Here is a 21,238-nt window from a genome sequence, read left to right on the forward strand (position 1 = left end):
CAGCATCCGCGCTGCTCCAGTCACCATAGACGAGAACGTGTTCTAGTTCTAGGGTGGGGTCATGGACTCCCTCGTCGCGGATGTGGTGATCGTGGGTTTCGGTGCGGCCGGTGCCTGTGCGGCGATCGAGGCCGCCGACGCCGGTGCCCGGGTGCTCGTGCTGGACCGGTTCTCCGGCGGTGGCGCGAGCGCGGTCAGTGGTGGTGTCGTCTACGCCGGGGGCGGGACGGCGCAGCAGCGGGACGCGGGCGTCGACGACAGTGTCGACGCGATGTACGACTACCTGCGGCTCGAGGTCGGCGACGTCGTCTCGGAGGAGACGCTGCGGCGTTTCTGTGCGGGCAGTACGGAGATGATCTCCTGGCTGGAAGGCAACGGTGTGCCCTTCGAGGGCAGTCTGTGCCCGTACAAGACGTCGTACCCGAGCGACAAGCACTATCTGTACTACTCCGGAAGCGAGGCGGCGGGCGGCTTTCGTGACGCCGCCAAACCCGCGCCGCGCGGACATCGCGTCAAAGGGCCCGGCACCTCGGGGAAACTGCTGATGAAACGACTCATGGAGGCCGTCCGCAGCCGTGGGATCCAGGTGCTGACGCAGACCGCGGCGCGGAATCTGATCGTGGACGCCGACGGGACCGTGACCGGCGTCGTCGTGTCCACCCTGCGGGAAGCGCCCGCCCGTGTCCGGGCTGCGCACCAGCGGCTGTCGGCATATGCCGCGAAACCGGGGATTTACGTGCCGTCGCTGCGGAAGGCGCTGCATCGGCGAGCGGAGCGGATCGAGCGCCGGTACGGCCGTGAGCTGCGGATCTCCGCCTCGCGTGGAGTGGTTCTCGCGGCGGGCGGGTTCATCGCGAACCGCGAGATGGTGCGCGAGCACGCGCCCGCGTATCGCGGCGGGCTGGCGCTCGGGACGTCGGCCGACGACGGATCCGGCATCCGGATGGGGGTCGAGGCGGGCGGGGCCACCGCCGAACTGGGGCGGATCTCGGCCTGGCGGTTCATCACCCCGCCGTCGGCGTTTCTCGGCGGCCTCCTCGTGGACGAGACGGGTGGCCGCATCATCGACGAATCCCGGTACGGGGCGGCCGTCGGCGAACGCATGATCACCGACCACGAAGGACGTGGCTGGCTGCTGGTCGACGACGCCATCGTCCAGGAGGTCCGGCGGGACGCGCGCGGGCAAAGTCAATGGTTCCAAGGACTTCAGGTGCGGTACCTGCTGCGACAGCGCGTTGTCGCCGATTCGCTCGACGAGGTCGCGCGCAAGGCGGGCATCGATCCCGGCGGGCTGGCCGCCAGTGTCGAGGCGGCGCGGTCCGGCGCGGATCCGACGGGCAAACCCGCGGAGTTCGCGCGGCCGCTGGATCGGGCGCCGTACTCGCTGATCGACGTCTCGATCAAGCCGAACTTGGGCTATCCGTGCCCGATGTTGACGCTGGGGGGCCTGGTCGTGGACGAGGAGACCGGCGCGGTGCGTTCCGCCGCCGGCGCCCCGATCCGCGGTCTGTACGCGGCGGGCCGGACCGCGGTGGGAATCTGTTCTAGGTCTTACGTGAGTGGTCTGTCGCTGGCCGACTGCGTGTTTTCCGGGCGGCGTGCCGGACTGCACAGTGCGCTCGACCGGGGATCGGTCGACAAAAACGAGAACGTGTTCTAGTCTTGGACTCGGTTCACCGAGTACGGCGAGAGAGGGAACGCATATGAGCGAGCACGCCGCGCAGGACGTGATCGCGGGGATCCGGGAGCTGCTCCCGGTCCTGCGGGAGCGGGCGCAGGAGGCGGAGGACGCCAGGCGCGTTCCCGAGGAGTCCGTCAAATCCCTGCAGGAGACCGGGTTCTTCAAGCTGCTGCAGCCGAAGACGTTCGGTGGCCTCGAAGCCGACCCGGTGAGTTTCTACACCGCGGTCAAACTCGTCGCGAGCGCGTGCGGGTCCACGGGCTGGGTCGCCTCCATCCTCGGCGTCCACCCGTGGCACCTCGGCCTGTTCGAGGCGCAGGCGCAGCAGGACGTCTGGGGTGACGACAGCGACGTCCGGATCTCCTCGTCGTACGCGCCGATGGGCAAGGCGGACGTCGTCGACGGCGGCTACCGGCTCAGCGGGCGCTGGAGCTTCTCGTCCGGTTGCGACCACGCGACCTGGGTGCTGCTGGGCGGGCCGGTGTTCTCCGGCGGCAAGCCGGTCGACTTCTGCACCTACCTGGTGCCGATCTCCGACTACACGATCGAGGACGTCTGGGACACCGTGGGCCTGCGCGGCACCGGCTCCAACGACATCATCGTGAACGACGTCTTCGTGCCGAAGCATCGCGCGCTCAGCTTCATCGCGACGTCGAAGTGCAAGACGCCCGGACAGGAGATCAACCCCGGGCCGCTGTACAAACTTCCGTACGGTTCGGTGCATCCGAGCACGATCACCGCGCCGATCATCGGGATGGCGCAAGGCGCCTACGACGCGCACGTCGAGTACCAGGGTAAGCGCGTCCGCGCCGCGTACGCCGGTGAACAGTCCAAAGAGGACCCGTTCGCCAAGGTGCGGATCGCCGAGGCGGCGAGCGAGATCGACGCGGCCTGGCTCCAGCTGACGCACAACATCGACGAGCTCTACCAGCTGGCGTGCAAGGGGGAGAAGCTGCCGTTCCCCACGCGGCTGCGGGTGCGCCGGGACCAGGTCCGCGGTACCGAACGCGCGATCTTCGCGATCGACCGGCTTTTCGAGAACTCCGGCGGCCGGGCGTTGAAAACCGGCACTCCCATTCAACGGTTCTGGCGCGACGCCCACGCCGGCCGGGTGCACGCGGCGAACGACGCCGAGCGCGCCTACGTCATGTTCGGAACCGGCGCCTTCGGGCTGCCCGTCGAGAATGCGATGGTCTGATGACCGAAGGCAAGTACGTCACCGTCCAAGATGGACTCAAGCTGCATTACCACGAGGCGGGCGCGGAGCACCAGGAGACGGTGATCCTGCTGCACGGCGGAGGTCCCGGTGCGTCGGCGTGGAGCAACTTCGGTCGCAATCTGCCGGTGTTCGGCAAGAGCTACCGGACACTGGCGATCGACCAGCCCGGGTTCGGCCGGTCGGACAAACCGACCGAGCACCCACAGTACTTCCGCCACAGCGCGGACGCCGTGGTCGGGCTCATGGACGAACTCGGCATCGAGCGGGCGCATTTCGTCGGGAACTCGCTCGGCGGCGGGGCTTCCGTGCGGCTCGCGCTCAACCATCCGAAGCGCGCCGGACGTCTCGTCCTGATGGGACCGGGCGGGCTGAGCGTGAACCTGTTCGCGCCGGATCCCACGGAAGGCATCAAGAACCTCGGCCGGTTCAGCGCTCCGCCGGGCCCGAGCCGCGAGAAACTCGAAGCCTTCCTGCGGATCATGGTGCACGACCAGTCGCTGATCACCGACGAACTGATCGACGAGCGGTTCGCCGCCGCGAGCGCGCCGGAGTCCCTGGCGGCGATGAAGGCGATGGGCAAGTCGTTCGCCCGGCCCGACACCTATGAAGAGGGCATGCTGTGGCGTGAGGCGCATCGCCTGCGTCAGCGGGTGCTGCTCATCTGGGGCCGGGAAGACCGGGTCAATCCGCTCGACGGCGCGCTGCTCGCGCTCAAGACGATCCCGCGTGCCCAGCTGCACGTGTTCGGCGGCTGCGGGCACTGGGCGCAGCTGGAGAAGTTCGACGAGTTCAACCGGCTGGCACTCGACTTCCTGGGAGCCTCCTGATGGGTATCCGATCGCTCGCCTACCTCCGCATCGAAGCCACCGACATGGCCGCGTGGCGCGAATACGGGCTGAAGGTCCTCGGCATGGTCGAGGGCTCCGGCACGCATCCGGAAGCGCTCTACCTGCGCATGGACGATTTCCCGGCGCGGCTCGTGATCTTCCCCGGTGAGCACGACCGGCTCGCCGTGGCGGGCTGGGAGGTCGCCAATGCCGGCGAACTCGACGAGATCCGGGCTTCGCTCGACGCGCACTCGGTGCCGTACAAGGAAGGTACTCCGGATCAGCTGGCCGATCGCCGGGTCGACGGCCTGGTGTCCTTTGAGGACCCATCGGGCAACACGCTCGAAGTGTTCCACGGTGTCGCGTTGCAACACCGGCGCGTGGTAAGCCCGTACGGGCACAAGTTCGTCACCGGTGAGCAGGGACTCGGGCACGTCGTACTGTCCACACACGACGATGACGCTTCGCTGCGCTTCTACCGTGACGTGCTCGGGTTCCGGCTACGGGACTCGATGAAGCTGCCGCCGCAGATGGTCGGCAGGCCCGCGGACGGTGCTCCGGCGTGGCTGCGGTTCTTCGGCTGCAACCCGCGGCACCACAGTCTCGCGTTCCTCCCGATGCCGACACCCAGCGGCATCGTGCACCTCATGGTCGAAGTGGAGAACACCGATGACGTCGGCCTCTGCCTCGACCGGGCCATCCGCCGTAAGGTGCCGATGTCGGCGACCCTCGGGCGGCACGTCAACGATCTGATGCTCTCGTTCTACATGAAGACCCCCGGCGGTTTCGACGTCGAATACGGCTGTGAGGGGCGTCAAGTGGACGACGAGAGCTGGATCGCCCGAGAGAGTACGGCGGTCTCCTTGTGGGGACACGACTTTTCTGTCGGCGCACCTCGAGTATCAGGGCAGTCGTGACCCCGGTGACGGACCTCGGCGCGGATATCGATCCGGCGCGGTTCCGGACGGTGCTCGGGCATTTCTGCACCGGCGTCGCGGTGGTGACCGGGCACGACGGCACGGCGCCGGTGGGCTTCGCGTGCCAGTCGTTCGCGGCGCTTTCGCTGGATCCGCCGCTGGTGCTCTTCTGCCCTGCCAAGAGTTCCCGGACGTGGGCGGTACTCGCCGAGTCCGGCCGGTTCGCCGTCAACGTGCTCGCCGAGGACCAGCAAGAGGTCAGCGCGGTGTTCGGCGCGCGGGGCGCGGACAAGTTCGCGTCGGTCGACTGGACCCCCGCCCCGTCCGGATCCCCTTTGCTGGCCGGGGCTCTGACGTGGATCGACTGCACGCTCGAAGCCGCGCACGAGGCGGGCGACCACTACGTCGTCGTCGGCAGGGTCACCGCGCTCGGGGAACCGTCCGACGATCGGCCATTGCTGTTCCATCGCGGACAGTACACGGTGACCGAACCGGTGACGGACGCGCTCGCCACGCTCATGCCCTGGCCGCGTCCTGACGATTGGCTCTGATCGGCTCGCCGGCGTCGTGCAGGCTGCGCAACGCCAGCGAGTACGACTCGATGAGCCCGGTCTCATGATACGGGACGCCGATCTCGTCGCAATACCGCTGGACGATGGGCCGGGCCCGGCGAAGATGCGGTGACGGCATGCTCGGGAACAGATGGTGCTCGATCTGGTAGTTGAGCCCGCCGAGCGCGACGTCGACGATCCGGCCGCCGCGGACGTTGCGAGACGTGAGCACCTGCTTGCGGAGGAAGTCGAGTTCGGTGTCACCGGACAGGATCGGCATGCCCTTGTGGTTGGGCGCGAAGATCGATCCCATGTAGACGCCCCACAGTGCTTTGTGGACGATGAAGAAGACGAGCGCCTTGCCGGGGGAGAGGACCACGAGCAGGGCGCTGAAGTAGAGCACGAAGTGTGCCATCAGCAAGGCCGCTTCGAGACCGCGCCGCCGGAGGCCCGGCTTCGCGACCGCGCGAATCCCGGAGAAGTGCAGGTTCAGGCCTTCGAGGGTGAGCAACGGGAAGAACAGGAACGCTTGGTAGCGGCCGATGAACCGGGGGAGTCCCTTGCTGGCACGGGCCTGGGCCTTCGACCACACGAGGATGTCCGGATCGACGTCGGGGTCGAGGTCCTCGTGGTTCGGGTTGGCGTGGTGGCGGGTGTGCTTGTCCATCCACCAGCCGTAACTCATGCCGACGCCGAGGTTCCCCGCGATCCGCCCGGCGATCTCGCTCGGACGGCGGGTGCGGAACACCTGCCGGTGCGCGAGATCGTGCGACAGCAACGCGATCTGGCCGAACATCACCGCCTGGAAGACGGCGATCCCCAGTTGCCACCAGGAATCCCCGATCGCGAAGAAGGCGATCCAGCCGGAGACGAAGAGGGTGGCGACCAGGCCGATGCGGAAGACGTAGTAGCCGGGACGGCGGTCGAGGAGGCCCGCTTCGCTGACGCGGCGGGACAGGCGGGCGAAATCGCTGCCTGTGCGGAGGTTTGCGGTCACCGTTGTGAGTCTCGTCGGGGGTGGAGGTGGGGTGAATGCGGTGCGCCGGTGGGTTGGTGCGGGGGTTGGCCCTACCTTGGGGTGAGCGGTCCGTTCTGTGGGTCGCGTCGGCGAGTAGCGAGCGTCCGGCGTCGGAATGCCTTCGCTCAGCGGCGATAGCCCTTTTCGGTTTTTTTGCTCGGTCGCCGCTCCATTCCTGGTGGTCGAACTCATGTTCGAGTATGATCTTGGTTATGACCACATCTTGTGCTTTTAATCCGAAAGCTGCTCGTCTTCTGGATGCCGCATTGGACGAGGAGGTTGTGTTGCGTCGGGCGCAGGGGCGGCAGGTGCGTTCGCTGGCGGGGTTCGCCGGGGTGGGTGGTTCGCGAAGATCGGTGACCGAGGAGGTCGCGTTGGCCTTCTCGGTCTCCCGCAATCAGGCGTATCTGCTGGTCGAAACCTCGTGTGCGCTGGTGGCGCGGTTGCCGAACACGCTGGCCGCGCTGGAGAACGGCGACATCGACCTGTACAAGGCGTCGAAGGTCACCCAGTTGACCCGGGAGGTGTCCGACGAGGTCGCCGCCCAGGTGGACGCCTGGATGGCCACGCGGCTGGCCGGTCGTGACCCCGCCGCGATCCGGAAATCGGTGGATCACGCGGTGCAGAAGTTCGATCCCGACGGCTACCGGGAACGCGCCGTGGCCAAACGCGCGTTACGGCATGTGTCGCTGGAACACGAGGACGAGACCATGTCGAAACTGTCGGGCTGGCTCCCGGCCGAGGTCGCGAGTTCGATTTACGCGTCACTGAGCCAGGCGGCCAAGGCACGCCGCAGGAATGACACGTCCCGGACGCTGGATCAGCACCGGGCCGACATCTTCGCCGAACGGCTGCTGGCCGAGGACGGCCACGGCACACCCCGGGCACACATCCATGTCTATGTCGACGTGCTGACCCTCACCGGCGCCCGGAACGGTCCCGCCGACTTGGCCGGCTACGGGCCCATTCCCGGCTGGCTCGCCCAAGAGATCGCCGCCGACCCCACCTCCACGTGCTCCCGGCTGATCACCGACCCCGCCACCGGACAACTCCTCGAAGCCAGCCCCGGCACCTACCGATCCCCAGCCTCACTCGCCCGCCTGATCAAAGCCCGCGACCGCGAATGCACCCACCCCGGCTGCCACCGCCCCGCCGAGTTCTCCGAAATCGACCACATCACCACCTGGGCACGCAACGGCAACACCGACCACCACAACTGCCACGCCGCCTGCACCATCCACAACCACCTCAAAGAAGAACCCGGCTGGACCACCACCCCCACCGGCAACGGCGGCACGACCATCACCACCCCCACCGGCCACACCTACACCACCACCCCAGAACCACTCCACGACCCACGACCCCAACCCGACGACGACACCCCACCCTTCTAGCGGGCGCAGACACACGCCGTGGAGCCACCCGGGAATACACCGGGCGGTGGCACTGACGCGCGCAGGCTCGTCTGGTCGGGTTTCCCGCGGTGGGCACGGTCTTGCGGTCGCTTGGACGGGTGTCTCGTCGTGGCCCCGGTGCGCCCAGGGCCCGTCTGGTCGGGTCTCCGGCGGTGGGCACGGTGCCGCGGCCGCTCGGACGTGCGCCTCGTGGCGGCACTGGCGCGTCCAGTCCCGCCCGGTCGGCTCCCCGCGGTGGGCACGGTCTTGCGGTCGCTTGGACGGGTGTCTCGTCGTGGCCCCGGTGCGCCCAGGGCCCGCCCGGTCGGGATCTCCGCGGTGGGCATGTCTCGCGGCTGCTCGGACGTGCGCCGCGTCGTGGCACCAGCGCGCGCAGGCTCGTCTGGTCGGGTCCCGCGGTGCGCATGTCTTGCGGCCACTCGGATGCGTGTCTCGTCGTGGCACTGGCGCGCCCAGGGCCAGCCCGGTCGGGTCTGCGCGGTGGGCACGTCCTGCGGCTGCTCGGGATGTGCCCCTCGTCGTGGCCCGGTGCGCCCAAAGCCCCGCCCGGTCGGGACCTCCGCGGTGGGCACGGTCCTGCGGCCACTCGGACGTGCGCCCCAGCGCGCCCCAGAGCCCGCCCGGTCGAGACCCACAGTGGCCACGCCCAGCGCCCACGTCGTCGCACCAGCGCCCAGACCCCGTCCCGCTAGCAACTAAGGGGCAGACAGGCACCCCAGGCGGCGCCCCCCCGCACACCCAGGCCCCGTCCGGGACCATGCGACTCTGAAACCACAGGCTCCACACCAGCCAGCGACCCCACGCCCGCCCCGGAAACCATGCGCGTGAAGGCCCCCTTCCCTTCGCTGAGCCGAGGGAAGGAGTCCTTCACGCGCCACACCGGCGGCGACGATGTGTCCTACCCCTTCGCGGCAGCCTCCCGAGCCGCATCGAAAGGAGCCCGGTCGAAGACGATCCGCAACTCCACGATCTTCCCCTCCCGCACCGTCAGCAGCTCGGCCCCGGGCGCACTCGCCACCGGCAGGGTCGCCGTGTCGTACATCAGCAACGCGGTCGTCTCGTCCCCGAACGCCGAAAGCAGGGTCGAGCCGGTCAGGATCTCGGTGAACGGGCCCATGAACCCGCGAAACGCCTCCGCGCCGGAAAGCGGTCCGCCCGGCGTGTGGCAGACGATGTCGTCGGCGACGTAGGTGATCGCCTTCTCGAAGTCCTTGCCCGTCCACGCGTGGTGGTAGGAGAGCGCGACATCCAAGGCGGGACTGGTCATGGTGGTTCCTTTCGTCGGTCTTCGCCCCGTCAGACACCACCCGCGCCCCGAACGGAACGGTGCGCCGCGAAAATGACACGATCGGCTCATGGGCACGGACGAACGGACGTTTCGCGAGCTCAGCGACACGTACCGGCATGAGCTCCACCTGCACTGTTACCGGATCCTCGGCTCCCTCACCGACGCCGAGGATGCCGTCCAGGAGACGCTCCTCGCCGCTTGGAAGAGCCTCGACGGCTTCGAGGGCCGCTCGTCGCTCCGCACCTGGCTGTACCGCATCGCCACCAACCGCTGCCTCAACGCCCTGAGGGACGCGGGTCGCCGTCGCCCATCCGAACCGGTGCCGCCGTTCGACCCGCCGGAGCCGAGCCGCCGCAGTGAAGTGACCTGGCTACAGCCGTATCCGGACGAACTCCCCGACAGCGAGCCCGGCCCCGAAGCGCGCTACAGCACCAAGGAGGCGATCGAGCTCGCCTTCATCACTGGGCTCCAGCTCCTCCCGCCGAGGCAAGCCGCCGCGCTCGTCCTGCGTGACGTCCTGTGCTTCCCCGCCGTGGAGGTCGCGAGCATGCTCGGCACCACCGAGACGGCGGTCAAAGGCATCCTTCAGCGCGCCCGTGCCTCCCTCGACAAGCATCGAGCCCGCACAGCGCACTGCCCCTCACCGCAGGAACGCGAGCTGACCAGGCGATTCGCCGACGCGTTCACCGCGGGCGACCTCGACGGCGTCCTCAGCCTGCTCACCGATGACGCGTGGCTCGCCATGCCGCCGGCACCGCACGAGTACCACGGCCTCGAAGCGATCGCGGGCTTCCTCCGCGTCACCATGGCCGTTCCCGTGGAGGGTTTCACCATGACCCCGACACGGGCCAACAACCAGCCCGCCTTCGTCTGCCGTCACGGTGAGACACCGGCCGGACTGATGGTCCTCACCCTCGACGGTGACCGTATCCGCGCCATCACCCGGTTCCTGGATCAGAAGTAGCCCGCCAGTCGGTGGCAGAGCATGGCGATGTCGGTGACCGGCGCACCCGCCCACGAAGGACCGTCCATCCACCCGATCTCGTCGGGTGTTCCCTGATGCCGTACGAACACGTGCTGATGGAAATGCGCGACACTCCGCCCGGCGACGGCGGAGAACACGTGTTCCGGAGCCAGTTCCGCGCGCAGGCCCCGGGCCGCGCACCAGGCCGCCCGCGAAACCGCCGAGACCTCGTCCGAGGTCAGCTCGTCCAGCGCCGCCACATGCCGCCGGGTCTCGACGAACAGATAACCGGGGAAGTCGCCGGGCCGGTGCGACACGACGACCGTGCCGCTCGCCCAGACGACCGGTCCCACCAGCGGGCCTTCGCCACGGTGCTTGGCACAGATCGCGCACTCCGCCGGCTCACGATAACGGCGGCCGCACCCGTCCGAGGTGCTCTCCGGGCGAGCCGAACAGGTGCGCCGCGCCATGCGCCCGCTTGAAATAGCGGTGCGCCGGATGCTCCCAGGTGATCGCGATCCCGCCGTGCAACTGGATCATCTCGCCCGCCACCGTCGCCAGCGCCTCCGAGCAGTGCACCTTCGCCACGGCGGCCAGCCTGCTCGACTCCGGAGCCGCGTAAGCCGCCGAGCGCGCGGTCTCCACCAGGACGTGGAGATCCGCCATCCGATGCTTCAACGCCTGGAATCCGCCGATCGGCCTGCCGAACTGATGCCGCTGCTTGCTGTACTCCACCGTCAACTCGAACGCCCGCGCAGCGGCCCCGGCCTGTTCGGCGGCCAGAACGGCGCACGCGACGTCGCGAAGCGCGCCGAGGTCGACCGGGCCGATCAGCCGGGCGGGGACACCGTCGAAACGAACCTTGGCCAGTCGCCGCGTTTCGTCCATCGCCGGAGTCCGCTCTCGTCGCGCATCGGTGACTTCGTACAGGGCACCATCGGCCAGGACCAGCAGGATCTCGGCCTCGTCGCCGTGGAGGACGTAGTGCGCCTCACCCTCCACCGCGGAGTCGACGACGCGGCAGGCAGGCTCACTCCAGGAACCTTCGGCATCGGTCCAGGCCACCGCGCCGACGACACCTTCGGCGAGGCGGGGGAGCAGCCGTTCGCACGCCTCGTCGTTGCCCGTGGCCAGGACGGCGTGCACGGCGAGCACGGCCGAGCCGAGGAAGGGGACGTCGGCGAGGACCCTGCCCAGTTCTTCGGCGACCACCTGCAGCTCCGCCGTCCCGGCGCCGAGCCCGCCGAACCGCTCGGGAACGGCCAACGCCGCCACCCCGATCTGCTCGCACAGTTCCGGCCAGGGATCCGCTTCCCGGTCCAGCAGTTTCCGCACGCTGTCGCGCAGCGCGTCCTGCTCGTCGGTGAACGTCATGACAGCACCCGCTCCCGGTGGAACCGCGGCGTGCCCCAGGCGCCGACCAGCGCGCGGACCCGGGTCAACCGCAGGCCGAGCGCGTGTTCCGCGGTGTACCCGATCGCGCCGTGCACCTGCAGCCCGGTCCGGGCGGCGAGATGCGCGGCGTCGCCGCACGCCACTTTGGCCGCCGAGACGTCGCGCCGGTCCAGCGTGACGGCCGCGCCGAACAGCAGCGGTCCGGCCAGCGCGAGCCCGGTCGCGACATCGGCGAGCAGGTGTTTGACCGCCTGGTACCCGCCGATCTCACGGCCGTACTGCTTGCGTTGCCCGGCGTACGCGACCGACGTGTCGAGCAGCCAGCGTCCCGCGCCGAGGAGTTGCGCCGCGGTGGCGAGGCAACCCAGTTCGAACGCGCGCTCCGCGTCGAGCGCCGTCCCGAGATCGTCCCCGGCCACGGGTGGGAACAACCGGCGCGATCCGTCCACAGAGGACAGAAGTGAGCCGGGAGTGAACGCGCGAAGCCTGCCGTTCTCGACAGAGAGCCGCGCGTCCGCGACGTCGGAATCCAGGGCGTACGGCACATGTGGAGCGAAGGCCACCGACGCCAGCGTCTCACCGGACGCGACCGACGTCAGCAGTTCATCGTCGAGCAGGGAGGGCAGGACGGCCACGGTGTCGGTCCACGGCCCGGGAACGCAGTGGTAGCCGAGTCGTTCGAAGCCGACGGCCAGATCCACCGGCGTCGCGCCGAGACCGTCGAACTTCTCGGGCACCGACAGCGAGGTCACGCCGAGTTCCGCCAGCCGCCGCCAGATCTTGAGACCGGGCCCGTGATCGCCCGACGCCCAAGACCGGTTGGCCGAGTCAGTGTCCACACCGGACAGAAGGTCGTGCAAGCTGCGGGAGAACTGCTCCTGCTCGCCGGAGAGTACGAACCTCATCGAGCCCCCTTCGGCAGGCCGAGCAGCCGTTCGGCGACGATGGACCGCTGGATCTGGTCGGTCCCGCCGTAGATCGGCCCGGCCAGGGAGAACAGCCAGCCGTCGCTCCAGGCGCCCCGCAGTTCGGCGTCCGGGCCGAGGATGTCGAGCGCCGTTTCGTGCAGCGCGACGTCGAGGTGCGACCAGAACAGCTTGTTGACACTCGATTCCGGGCCGAGCTCGGCACCTTCGGAAAGCCGGGTGACCGTGCCCAAGGTGTACAGCTGATAGGCCCGCGCTCCGATCCACGCGTCGGCGACCCGGTCCGTGGTGTGCGCCGGACGCCCGGCGTCGTACCAGAGCGAGACCAGCCGATCGGCCGCGGCGAGGAACCGGCCGGGGCTGCGCAACGACAGGCCGCGTTCGTTGTTCGCGGTCGTCATCGCGACCCGCCAACCCTCGCCGGGCGCGCCGATGACGTCCTCGTCGGGGACGAAGACGTCGTCGAAGAAGATCTCGGCGAACCCCGGCTCGCCGTCCAGCTGGGGGATCGGCCGCACGGTGACGCCCTCGGCCCGCAGGTCCACCATCAGATAGGTGAGTCCCTTGTGCCGCACCGAGTCCGGGTCGCTGCGGAACAGGCCGAACGCGCGATCGGCGAACGTCGCCCGCGAGCTCCACGTCTTCTGCCCGCTGACCCGCCAGCCGCCGTCACAGCGGGCCGCGGTGCTCCGCAGGGCCGCGATGTCGCTGCCCGCCTCGGGTTCCGACCACGCCTGCGCCCAGACCTCTTCGGAGCGCGCCATTTTCGGCAGGATGCGGCGCTGCTGTTCTTCCGTGCCATGGGAGAACAACGTCGGCGCGAGCATGAAGATGCCGTTCTGGTTGACTCGCAACGGCGCACCCGCCGCGTAGTACTCCTCCTCGAACAGCACCCACTCCAGCAGGCTCGCGTCCCGCCCGCCGAACTCGCGCGGCCACGAGACGACGGACCACCGGGCGTCGGCCAGCTTCGCCTCCCACTCGCGGTGCTGCGCGAACCCTTCGGCGGTGTCGAACGACTTCAGCGGCTCGGCGGGAACATTCGCGGCGAGCCAGGCACGGGCTTCGTCGCGGAAGGCGAGTGTCTGCTCATCCAGGTCGAGGTTCATCGTGAACTCGCGTCCCGCATCGAGCGCGCGTCCTGCCCGCCCAGCGAGTCGCCGCCGGAAACCTCGGCGTTGTGCGCGTGCGCGAAGTGGTGCAGCCCGAACACGGAGTCCATTCCGGACCGGAGCCCCATCAGGTCTTCCGCCTGGTTCACGGCCTTCTTGGCGAGCGCGAGCCCCATTCGCGGCATCACCGCGATCTTCTCCGCCAGCGCCATCGTTTCCGCTTCGAGGTCGGCGCGCGGGACGACGCGGTTCAGCATGCCCCATTCCTTGGCCTGCTGCGCCGTGAAGCGCTCACCGGTGAACAGTACCTCCTTGGCCGCGCGCGGACCGAGGACCCAGGGGTGCGCGAAGTACTCGACACCGGGAATCCCCATGCGCACCACGGGATCGGCGAAGAACGCGTCGTCGGAGGCGACGATCATGTCGCATACCCACGCCAGCATCAGCGCGCCCGCGATGCACGCGCCCTGCACACTCGCGATGGTCGGCTTCGGGATTTCGCGCCACCGACGGCACATGCCGAGGTAGACCTCGGATTCGCGGGCGAACCGCTGGTCTCCGCCTTCGGCACCGACATGGTCCCACCACAGGACCGCCTTGCGCTCGAACGAGACGTCCACGTCGCGCTCCGGAGTTCCGATGTCGTGCCCGGCGGAGAAATGCTTCCCGGCGCCGGCCAGCACGATCACCTTGACCTCGGGATCGTCGACGGCGCGGGTGAACGCGGCGTCGAGCGCGTAGGTCATCGCCGAGTTCTGCGCGTTCCGGTACTCCGGCCGGTTCATCGTGACGACGGCCACCGGCCCGCGTCGCTCGTACTCGACGGTCATCCGTTCTCCTCCCGCAACACGCGTTTCAGCACCTTCCCCGACAGATTCCGTGGAAGCTCCGCCACGAACTCGATGTACCGGGGGAGCTTGTAGTTGGCCAGATTGGCTTTGCAGTGCGCCAGGACGTCCGCAGTGGACACTTCGGCGCCGGGGCGAAGGCGGATGTAGGCCTTGCCCGCCTCGCCGTACACCGCGTCCGGAACACCGATCACCGCGGACTCCGCCACGCCGTCCAGCCAGCCGAGCGCCTGCTCGATCTCGGCCGGGTACACGTTGAAACCCTTGCAGACGTACATGTCCTTGATCCGGTCGACGATCCGCAGGTAGCCGCGCTCGTTGAGCACGCCGACGTCGCCGGTGTGCAACCAGCCTTCGGTGTCGATGGCTTCCGCGGTGGCGTCCGGATCGTCGAGGTAGCCGAGCATCACGTTCGGCCCGCGCAGCAGGACCTCGCCGTACTCGCCGAGTTTCACCTCGAAGCCCGCTGTCGCGCGGCCGGAGAAGTGCGCCACCAGGTTCGCGTCGTCTTCGGGGCGGGACATCGTGGCCACCACGGCCTCGGTGAGCCCGTACGCGGTGAGCACCGTGTCGAAACCCAGCTCCGTCCGCATTCGCTCGACCAAGGCGACCGGCACCGTCGCCGCCCCGGTGACGGCGAGCCGGAGGCTGGACAGGTCGTGGTTCCCGCGTTCGGGCGCGTCCAGCAGGACCTGGTAGATCGTCGGCGCGCCGGGGAGCACGGTGATCCGCTCGGCTTCGACGAGGTGCAGAGTTTCCCGGACCTCGAAGGTGCGCTGCGGCAGGATCGTCGCGCCGCGCAGGATGGCCGCGAGGATCCCCGCCTTGTAACCGAAGCTGTGGAAGAACGGGTTGATGACGAGGTAGCGGTCTTCCTCGGTCAGGCCACCGCACTCGCCCCAGGCTTCGGCGACGCTCAGCGCCTGCCGGTGACTGCTCATCGCGCCCTTGCTGCGGCCGGTGGTCCCGGAGGTGAAGAGGATGTCGCTGACGTCGTCCGGTTTCGCGGGACTGACGAAGTCGCTGTCGAGGCCGGTGAGGGCGTCCCACTCCGAGACGCCGTCGAAGGGTACTTCGGCGCCTTCGACGGGGATGCGCAAGACGGTGCCGGGGCGGGAAGAGCCGAGCTCCGCCAGCCGATCCGTGCCGAGGAACGTGCCGGTGATCGCCAGGGCGGAAACCTTCGCGCGCTCGAGGACGTCGATGGTCTCGCGGGCGGTGAAGCGGGTGTTGACCGGGATCAGCGTCGCTCCGGCGTACAGCGCGCCGAGCCCGGCGACGACCCAGTGCCAGGTGTTGGGGGAGCAGATGCCGACTCGTTCGTGGCCCTCGAAGAACCGCGCCGCCTGGCGCACGCGGCGCGCGAGCTCGGCATAGGTGAGCCGGACTTCGCCGTCGACCAGCGCTTCCCGCGCGGCGAAGCGCTCCGCGGCCCTTTCGAGCGCCGCCGGGATGGTTCCTTCAGTCATCGAAGTCTCCCTGTTGTCCGCCAGTCTGCGCGCGTCCGCGATCGTGTCGCCAGGGCTGGCCGGGCGCAAAACCCACTTCTTGGAGGGGCGTGCGCTCTGGTGTCACCTGGGTGCCGCGGAGTCTGAACTCTACCTCCCTAGCAAGTGCTTGGTAGGGTAGCCTACGCAGCAGGCTCTGGTTTGGCTAGAGGAGGCAGGCGTGGCCCAAGACGGTTTCCGTGACCGTGTGTGCACCTGGCTGGCGGACAACCTGCCGCCGGAACTGCGCGGTTTGGGCGGTCCCGGACGGGAGCACGAGGCCTTCGGCGAACGCGTGGAATGGGAGCGGCGGCTCGCCGCGGCCGGCTGGACCTGCGTCGGCTGGCCGGTCGAACACGGCGGCCAGGGCGCGACGCTGGAACAGCAGGTCGTCTTCCACGAGGAGTACGCGCGAGCGGGTGCCCCGGCGAGAGTCAGTCACCTGGCGCAGGAACTCCTCGGCCCGACCCTGATCGCCTTCGGCACGCCGGAGCAGCAAAAGCGGTTCTTGCCGCCGATCGTGGCCGTCGAGGAACTGTGGTGCCAGGGCTATTCCGAACCCGGAGCCGGATCCGACCTCGCCGCCGTGTCGACCACCGCGACCCTCGAAGGCGACGAGTGGGTGCTGAACGGACAGAAGGTGTGGACGTCGCTCGCGCACGTCGCCGACTGGTGTTTCGTGCTGGCCCGCACCGAACCCGGTTCGAAACGCCACAAAGGACTGTCCTATTTGCTCGTTCCGATGCGGCAGCCCGGCGTCGCGGTCCGGCCGATCCAGCAGCTGACCGGGACTTCGGAGTTCAACGAAGTCTTCTTCGACGGTGCCCGCACGGCGAAGGATCTCGTCGTCGGCGAACCCGGCGACGGCTGGCGGGTGGCCATGGGCACGCTCGCGTTCGAGCGCGGCGTCGCGACGCTCGGGCAGCAGGTCGGCTTTCGCCGGGAACTCGAAGAACTCACCAGCATCGCGCCGGACGACCCGGTGATCGCCGAACGGATCGACCGCGCCTGGGTCGGCCTGGAGGTCATGCGGGCGCAGGCGATCCGCACCCTCGGCGACTCGTCGCCCGGCGTGGCGGAAGTGTCCAAACTGGTCTGGGCGAACTGGCACCGCGACCTGGGAGAGCTGGCGATGCTCGTCCGCGGCGCCCGGGGCATGCTCGCGGAAGACGGGCTCGACGCGTGGCAGCGGCTCTTCCTCTTCACTCGCGCCGACACGATTTACGGCGGCTCCAACGAAATCCAGCGCAACGTCATCGCCGAGCGAGTGCTCGGCCTGCCGAGGGAGGTACGACCGTGATCCCGGTGCCGAAGTACCCCGAGGGGGCGAATCTCCTGCGGGACAAGGTGGTCGTGGTGACGGCGGCGGCCGGCACCGGGATCGGTTCCGCGGTGGCGAAACGCGCGCTTGAGGAAGGCGCCCGCGTCGTGATCAGCGACTGGCACGAGCGGCGGCTCGGCGAGAAGGCGGCCGAACTCGGTGACGTCCACGCGATTCCCTGCGACGTCACGCAAGAAGATCAGGTGCGGGCGCTCATCGACGGGGCGGCCGCGCACTACGGCCGGGTCGACGTGTTGATCAACAATGCCGGGCTCGGGGGCACCAAGTCCATTGTGGACATGGGGGACGACGAATGGGCGCGGGTCATCGACGTGACCCTCAACGGCACGTTCCGCGCGACGCGGGCCGCGGTGAACCGGTTCATCGCCCAAGGCGACGGCGGGGTGATCGTCAACAACGCGTCCGTGATCGGGTGGCGCGCGCAGGCCGGGCAGGCGCATTACGCGGCCGCGAAGGCGGGGGTCATGGCGCTCACCCGATGCGCGGCCGTGGACGTCGCCGAACACGGCATCCGGGTCAACGCCGTCGCGCCGAGCCTGGCGATGCATCCGTTCCTGGCCAAGGTGACCAGCGAGGAACTGCTCACCGAACTCACCGCGCGCGAGGTGTCGGGGAGGGCGGCGGAACCCTGGGAAGTGGCGAATGTGATGGTGTTCCTCGCCAGTGAGTACTCGTCGTACCTCACCGGCGAGGTCGTGTCCGTGAGTTCCCAGCATGCGTGAGGTAGTAATGAAAGCCAGTCCAGGGTCCCGCCGCGCCGAACTGCTCGCCCTGGCGGCGAAGCTGTTCGCCGAGCGCGGTTACGTCTCCACCACCGTGCGGGACATCGCGGACGCGGCGGGCATCCTGTCCGGCAGTCTCTACCACCACTTCGACTCGAAGGAGTCGATGGCCGACGAGATCCTCACCGGATTCCTCGATGAACTCTTCGGTGCCTACGCCGAGATCGTCGCGGAAGGGAAAGGCCCGAGGGAAACCCTCGAAGCCGTCGTCGTGGCGTCTTTCGAAACCATCCACCGGCGGCCCGCCGAGGTGGCGATCTACCAGTCCGAGGCGAAGCATCTGATGCAGTTGCCGCGCTTCGACTACCTCAACGACCGCAACACCGAATTCCGCAAGCTGTGGAACGGGATCCTCACCGACGGCATCGCGGCGGGCGTGTTCCGCGAGGACCTCGACGTCGAACTCACCTACCGGTTCATCCGCGACACCGTCTGGGTGGCGGTGCGCTGGTACAACCCCGGCGGCACGCTGAGCGCGGACGACGTCGCGCAGCAGTACCTCGGGATCCTGCTGGACGGCATCGCGACCAAAAGGAGGCGCCGTGGGTGAAGCCTATGTTCTCGACGCGGTTCGGACCCCGGTCGGCAAACGCGGGGGAGCGCTCAGCGGCGTGCATCCCGCCGACCTCGGCGCCCACGTCATCCGGGCCGTCGTCGAACGCGCGGGCGTCGAGGCCGACCTGGTCGACGACGTCATCCTCGGCTGCTGCGACACGCTCGGGCCGCAGTCCGGGAACATCGCACGCACGGCGTGGCTCGCGGCGGGCTTCGGGCACCACGTACCGGGCGTGACGATCGACCGGCAGTGCGGTTCGAGCCAGCAGGCCGTGCACTTCGCCGCGCAGGCGGTGCTGTCCGGCACGATGGATCTCGTCCTCGCCGGCGGCGTGCAGAACATGAGCGCCATCCCGATCAGCGCGGCGATGCTGGCCGGACGCGAGTACGGCTTCGACGATCCCTTCTCCGGTTCGAAGGGCTGGCAGGAGCGGTACGGCAGCGTCGAGGTCTCGCAGTTCCGCAGCGCCGACATGATCGCCGAACACTGGGACCTGACCCGTGAGGCGATGGAGGAGTACGCCTTCCGCAGTCATCAGCGGGCGATCGCGGCCATCGACGAAGGCCGGTTCGCCGCCGAGACCGCACCGTTCGGCGGTGCCGCCCTGGACGAGGGGCCCAGGCGCGACACCAGCAGGGAACGGATGGCCGGGCTGAAACCGCTGAGCGAGGGTTCGCGGATCACCGCGGCCGTGGCCAGCCAGATCTCGGACGGCGCCAGCGCGACGCTCATCGCGTCGGAGAAGTTCGTCGAGGCCCACGGTCTCACCCCGCGCGCCCGGATCCATCACCTTTCCGTGCGGGCGGCCGATCCGGTGTGGATGCTGACCGGGCCCATCCCGGCGACCGCGCACGCGTTGCGGAAGACCGGGCTGAGCATCGACGACATCGACCTGTTCGAGGTGAACGAGGCGTTCGCGAGTGTCGTCCTGGCGTGGATCGAGGAGACGGGCGCCGATCCGGACCGCGTCAACGTCAACGGTGGCGGGATCGCGCTCGGTCATCCCATCGGGGCGACCGGCACGAAACTGTTCGCGACCCTGCTGCACGAACTCGAGCGGCGGGGCGGGCGTTACGGATTGCAGACGATGTGTGAGGGCGGCGGAACGGCGAACGTCACGATCGTCGAGCGTCTCTGACGGTCCATACAATGAGCGCCGCCGCGCTGAACGCCGCACCGAGCAGGCAGACGCCGGTCCAGCCCGCGACGGCGTAGACGGCGGTCGAGCCGATGGCGCCCAGGCCGCTGCCGACCGAGTAGAAGATCATGTACCCGCCGATCAGCCTGCTGCCGGCGTCCGGCCGCAACGGGTAGATCAGGGTCTGGCTCGTGACGTGCACGGCCTGGACGGCGAGGTCGAGCAGGATCGCGCCCGCCGCCAGCGCCCACAGTGACGAGCGGGTGAAACCCAGCGGTATCCAGGAAAGGACGAGCAGGCCCAGCGCCAGGCCGGTCGTCCACCGCGCGCGGCCGCGATCGGCGAGCCGTCCGGCGGGCGCCGCCGCCAGCGCACCCGCGGCCCCGGCCAACCCGAAGGCGCCGATGGCGGTATGCGACAGGCCGTCCTCGCTGAGCGGCAAGGCGACCGAGCTCCACAAGGTGCCGAACGCGGCGAAGATCAGCAGTGCGAGCGTGCCGCGCGTCCGGAAGACGGGCTCCTCGGCGAAAAGCGACCACGTGGAACGCAGCAGCCGCCCATAGCTCGTGGGCTTTCCGCCGGCGGTGGCGGGAAGTACCCGGTACAGCAAGATCGCGATCAGCACGGTGACGGCCGCGGATACGACGTACACCGCGCGCCAGCCGGCGAGATCGGCCAGCGCGCCGGACACCGTGCGCGCGAGCAGGATCCCGAGGACGACGCCGGTCGTCACGAGGCCGACCACGCGTCCGCGTTCGGCAGGCTCCGCCAGCGACGCGGCGAACGCGACCAGGAGTTGCGTGACGACCGCGAGCACGCCCATCGCCGCCATCCCGGCGAACAGCACCACACCGTTCGCGGCGGTCGCGGCGACGAGTTCGGCGATCGCCAGCAGGGCCAGCTGACCGGTGACCAGCCGCCGCCGGTCGAGCAGGTCACCGAGCGGGACCAGCAGGAACAGGCCGAGGCCGTAGCCGAGCTGCGTGAGCGTGACGATGCCGCCGACGGTCGACGTGGCGATGCCGAGTTCGGCGCCCATCGTGACGAGCAACGGCTGGGCGAAGTAGATCGTGGCGACGGCCGTCCCGGCGGCCACGGCGAACAACAGGACGACACCGCGGTGCACTGACCCTCCAGATGGTTTCAAGTTGCTACCATCGGACGGTAGGCCATCACGGTTGTAAGATGCAACCATGGTGAAGCGGACGACGTTCGACGAGGCTTCGTGCCCGGTGGCGCGCTCGGTCGACACGATCGGCGACTGGTGGTCACTCCTGATCGTGCGCGACGCCTTCGACGGCGTCCGCCGCTTCGGGGAGTTCCAGCGCAGCCTCGGCGTCGCGAAGAACATCCTGTCCGCGCGGCTGCGGGCGCTCGTGGGACACGGCGTGCTCGACCTGGTCCAGGCTTCGGACGGGAGCGCCTACAGCGAGTACGTCCTGACGCCGAAGGGGCGGGACCTGTTCCCGGTGATCGTCGCGTTGCGGCAATGGGGGGAGGCGCACTTCTTCGCCGAGGGAGAGCCGCGGTCGGAACTGGTGGACCGCGACGGCGGGCTTCCGTTGCGGGAGCTGGAGATCCGGGCTTCGGACGGGCGTGCCGTCGGACCGGAGGACACTGTGGTGGTGAAGGCACCTGCGTCGTGAGGTTAGGACTGTCCCTGCCACTCGCTAGGTCATGGCGCTGCGGCGGTCCGCTGTGGTGCTGCGGGAGGGTGGTGTTGCGAAAGCCACTTTCGCAACGTTGAAGGTTGCGAAAGTGGCTTTCGCAAC

Annotated in this window: 21 protein-coding genes; 12 read left to right on the forward strand and 9 right to left on the reverse strand. The window is 69.0% G+C overall.

Annotated features, from left to right (window positions below; all coding sequences use genetic code 11):
• The first annotated feature begins 61 nt into the window (after positions 1-61).
• From ACLJQ7_RS40205 to hsaB, 5 genes are read left to right on the forward strand one after another with little or no spacing between them, the layout of a single operon-like run.
• A complete protein-coding gene (locus tag ACLJQ7_RS40205; RefSeq protein ID WP_410653433.1) occupies positions 62-1,660 on the forward strand; it encodes an FAD-binding protein in 1,599 nt (532 codons plus the stop codon).
• A 43-nt stretch (positions 1,661-1,703) separates the two neighbouring features.
• Positions 1,704-2,879 carry a 3-hydroxy-9,10-secoandrosta-1,3,5(10)-triene-9,17-dione monooxygenase oxygenase subunit gene (gene hsaA / locus ACLJQ7_RS40210; protein ID WP_410653434.1) on the forward strand — a complete coding sequence of 392 codons (1,176 nt, stop codon included), beginning with the start codon at positions 1,704-1,706 and terminating at the stop codon, positions 2,877-2,879.
• Positions 2,879-3,727 (forward strand): 4,5:9,10-diseco-3-hydroxy-5,9,17-trioxoandrosta-1(10),2-diene-4-oate hydrolase, encoded by an 849-nt coding sequence (gene hsaD / locus ACLJQ7_RS40215; RefSeq protein ID WP_410653435.1) that lies wholly within the window; start codon positions 2,879-2,881, stop codon positions 3,725-3,727. The genes hsaA and hsaD overlap by 1 nt, the downstream gene beginning before the upstream one ends.
• Positions 3,727-4,644 (forward strand): iron-dependent extradiol dioxygenase HsaC, encoded by a 918-nt coding sequence (gene hsaC / locus ACLJQ7_RS40220; protein ID WP_410653436.1) that lies wholly within the window; start codon positions 3,727-3,729, stop codon positions 4,642-4,644. The genes hsaD and hsaC overlap by 1 nt, the downstream gene beginning before the upstream one ends.
• Positions 4,641-5,195 (forward strand): 3-hydroxy-9,10-secoandrosta-1,3,5(10)-triene-9,17-dione monooxygenase reductase subunit, encoded by a 555-nt coding sequence (hsaB, locus tag ACLJQ7_RS40225; RefSeq protein ID WP_410653437.1) that lies wholly within the window; start codon positions 4,641-4,643, stop codon positions 5,193-5,195. Before hsaC ends, hsaB begins: the two co-directional genes overlap by 4 nt.
• Here the strand turns inward: hsaB and ACLJQ7_RS40230 are convergent.
• Positions 5,161-6,192, reverse strand: coding sequence for a fatty acid desaturase family protein (locus ACLJQ7_RS40230; RefSeq protein ID WP_410653438.1), 1,032 nt, complete (start codon positions 6,190-6,192; stop codon positions 5,161-5,163). The two genes, hsaB and ACLJQ7_RS40230, sit on opposite strands and share 35 nt — an antisense overlap.
• Before the next feature lie 377 nt (positions 6,193-6,569).
• On the opposite strand from ACLJQ7_RS40230, the gene ACLJQ7_RS40235 reads away from it, so the two are divergent.
• The gene (locus ACLJQ7_RS40235; protein ID WP_410653458.1) at positions 6,570-7,607 is read left to right on the forward strand and encodes a DUF222 domain-containing protein; all 1,038 of its coding nucleotides are present in this window, start codon (positions 6,570-6,572) and stop codon (positions 7,605-7,607) included.
• 919 nt (positions 7,608-8,526) lie between these two features.
• On the opposite strand, the gene ACLJQ7_RS40240 is transcribed toward ACLJQ7_RS40235, so the two are convergent.
• Complete coding sequence (locus ACLJQ7_RS40240) at positions 8,527-8,895, reverse strand: nuclear transport factor 2 family protein (protein WP_410653439.1); 369 nt, start codon at positions 8,893-8,895, stop codon at positions 8,527-8,529.
• Positions 8,896-8,983: 88 nt separating this feature from the next.
• Here ACLJQ7_RS40240 and ACLJQ7_RS40245 point away from each other — a divergent pair, with 88 nt between their 5' ends.
• Positions 8,984-9,880, forward strand: a complete 897-nt coding sequence (locus tag ACLJQ7_RS40245) for an RNA polymerase subunit sigma-70 (RefSeq protein WP_410653440.1) — start codon at positions 8,984-8,986, stop codon at positions 9,878-9,880.
• Here the strand turns inward: ACLJQ7_RS40245 and ACLJQ7_RS40250 are convergent.
• From ACLJQ7_RS40250 to ACLJQ7_RS40275, 6 genes are read right to left on the reverse strand one after another with little or no spacing between them, the layout of a single operon-like run.
• Complete coding sequence (locus ACLJQ7_RS40250; RefSeq protein ID WP_410653441.1) at positions 9,871-10,233, reverse strand: HIT family protein; 363 nt, start codon at positions 10,231-10,233, stop codon at positions 9,871-9,873. The genes ACLJQ7_RS40245 and ACLJQ7_RS40250 overlap by 10 nt on opposite strands.
• Before the next feature lie 49 nt (positions 10,234-10,282).
• Complete coding sequence (locus ACLJQ7_RS40255; RefSeq protein WP_410653442.1) at positions 10,283-11,254, reverse strand: acyl-CoA dehydrogenase family protein; 972 nt, start codon at positions 11,252-11,254, stop codon at positions 10,283-10,285.
• Positions 11,251-12,180, reverse strand: coding sequence for an acyl-CoA dehydrogenase family protein (locus tag ACLJQ7_RS40260; RefSeq protein WP_410653443.1), 930 nt, complete (start codon positions 12,178-12,180; stop codon positions 11,251-11,253). Before ACLJQ7_RS40260 ends, ACLJQ7_RS40255 begins: the two co-directional genes overlap by 4 nt.
• Positions 12,177-13,310 (reverse strand): acyl-CoA dehydrogenase family protein, encoded by a 1,134-nt coding sequence (locus ACLJQ7_RS40265; RefSeq protein ID WP_410653444.1) that lies wholly within the window; start codon positions 13,308-13,310, stop codon positions 12,177-12,179. The genes ACLJQ7_RS40260 and ACLJQ7_RS40265 overlap by 4 nt, the downstream gene beginning before the upstream one ends.
• A complete protein-coding gene (locus tag ACLJQ7_RS40270; RefSeq protein WP_410653445.1) occupies positions 13,307-14,143 on the reverse strand; it encodes an enoyl-CoA hydratase in 837 nt (278 codons plus the stop codon). Before ACLJQ7_RS40270 ends, ACLJQ7_RS40265 begins: the two co-directional genes overlap by 4 nt.
• A complete protein-coding gene (locus tag ACLJQ7_RS40275) occupies positions 14,140-15,630 on the reverse strand; it encodes a FadD3 family acyl-CoA ligase (RefSeq protein ID WP_410653446.1) in 1,491 nt (496 codons plus the stop codon). Before ACLJQ7_RS40275 ends, ACLJQ7_RS40270 begins: the two co-directional genes overlap by 4 nt.
• 199 nt (positions 15,631-15,829) lie before the next feature.
• Here ACLJQ7_RS40275 and ACLJQ7_RS40280 point away from each other — a divergent pair, with 199 nt between their 5' ends.
• From ACLJQ7_RS40280 to ACLJQ7_RS40295, 4 genes are read left to right on the forward strand one after another with little or no spacing between them, the layout of a single operon-like run.
• Complete coding sequence (locus ACLJQ7_RS40280; protein WP_410653447.1) at positions 15,830-16,948, forward strand: acyl-CoA dehydrogenase family protein; 1,119 nt, start codon at positions 15,830-15,832, stop codon at positions 16,946-16,948.
• Complete coding sequence (locus ACLJQ7_RS40285) at positions 16,945-17,712, forward strand: SDR family oxidoreductase (RefSeq protein ID WP_410653448.1); 768 nt, start codon at positions 16,945-16,947, stop codon at positions 17,710-17,712. Before ACLJQ7_RS40280 ends, ACLJQ7_RS40285 begins: the two co-directional genes overlap by 4 nt.
• A 7-nt stretch (positions 17,713-17,719) precedes the next feature.
• Positions 17,720-18,322, forward strand: coding sequence for a TetR family transcriptional regulator (locus tag ACLJQ7_RS40290; RefSeq protein WP_410653459.1), 603 nt, complete (start codon positions 17,720-17,722; stop codon positions 18,320-18,322).
• Positions 18,315-19,466: an acetyl-CoA C-acetyltransferase gene (locus tag ACLJQ7_RS40295; RefSeq protein WP_410653449.1), complete on the forward strand. Its 1,152-nt coding sequence runs from the start codon at positions 18,315-18,317 to the stop codon at positions 19,464-19,466. Before ACLJQ7_RS40290 ends, ACLJQ7_RS40295 begins: the two co-directional genes overlap by 8 nt.
• Here ACLJQ7_RS40295 and ACLJQ7_RS40300 read toward each other — a convergent pair.
• On the reverse strand, positions 19,444-20,592 hold the full coding sequence (locus ACLJQ7_RS40300) for an MFS transporter (RefSeq protein ID WP_410653450.1): 1,149 nt from the start codon (positions 20,590-20,592) through the stop codon (positions 19,444-19,446). The genes ACLJQ7_RS40295 and ACLJQ7_RS40300 overlap by 23 nt on opposite strands.
• A gap of 67 nt (positions 20,593-20,659) precedes the next feature.
• Here ACLJQ7_RS40300 and ACLJQ7_RS40305 point away from each other — a divergent pair, with 67 nt between their 5' ends.
• Positions 20,660-21,112, forward strand: coding sequence for a winged helix-turn-helix transcriptional regulator (locus ACLJQ7_RS40305; RefSeq protein WP_410653451.1), 453 nt, complete (start codon positions 20,660-20,662; stop codon positions 21,110-21,112).
• Positions 21,113-21,238 lie beyond the last annotated feature (126 nt).

It is taken from the genome of Amycolatopsis sp. cmx-4-54 (assembly GCF_046548895.1).
Lineage (GTDB): Bacteria > Actinomycetota > Actinomycetes > Mycobacteriales > Pseudonocardiaceae > Amycolatopsis.